2 protein-coding genes are annotated in these 617 nt (G+C 40.2%); one reads left to right on the plus strand and one right to left on the minus strand.

Translation table 11 applies throughout. The features are described from left to right. Positions 1 to 5: 5 nt before the first annotated feature. On the minus strand, positions 6 to 263 hold the full coding sequence (locus tag IG80_RS0111975) for a KGG domain-containing protein (protein WP_032114256.1): 258 nt from the start codon (positions 261 to 263) through the stop codon (positions 6 to 8). A 172-nt stretch (positions 264 to 435) separates the two neighbouring features. Between IG80_RS0111975 and IG80_RS0111980 the strand changes: the two genes are divergently transcribed. Then, positions 436 to 617: transposase (locus tag IG80_RS0111980; protein WP_156962238.1), on the plus strand; the 182-nt coding region annotated here is incomplete at its 3' end.

Raw genomic sequence — 617 nt, forward strand, 5'->3', positions numbered from 1 at the left:
ATCTCTTATACTTTTTCCTTAGGCATTGAAGCAAAACCTTGCTTGCCATGCTCATGATTCTCTGAGCCTTGATAATTTTTATTATGGCCCCTGGAACCAGAGCTCTTGTCCTGATGACTTTCTGAATGAGAATGCCCACTCGCTTTTCCGCCTTTGCTAGCAATCTCTTGAACCTTCTCTTTAGGCATTGAAGCAAAACCTTGCTTGCCATGCTGCTCGTTATTTGAGGATTGTGACTGATTCTTATTAGTGGTTGTTGCCATAATAAATACTCCTTCTTTTCATATAATATGTCCCTCTTAAGAAACACTTTAAGCCTATTTCATGAAGGGTAATTATTTAAGTTGCAATTCATTCAAGTTTTAACCTGGAGTTGACCCCATTAAAGCGGACACCATAGATTAGCTCCTAAGAGAGAGGAGTATTTCTAGTATTATGACTAGTTCTAAAATTGATACGATTCATGTCATCACCTCTGTTCAGCGGCTTCGGCGCTGGAGCGTTTTTGAGAAGAAGATTATTGTTGAAGAGACGGATGAGGATGGTAAGAACGTTTCGTATGTTGCTCGTAAGCATGGCATGCCGCTTCTCGAGTTTTTTTTGTGGCGTCGTAAGAT

Source organism: Candidatus Paracaedibacter symbiosus, from assembly GCF_000757605.1.
In the GTDB taxonomy this organism is placed as follows: Bacteria; Pseudomonadota; Alphaproteobacteria; order Paracaedibacterales; family Paracaedibacteraceae; genus Paracaedibacter_A; species Paracaedibacter_A symbiosus.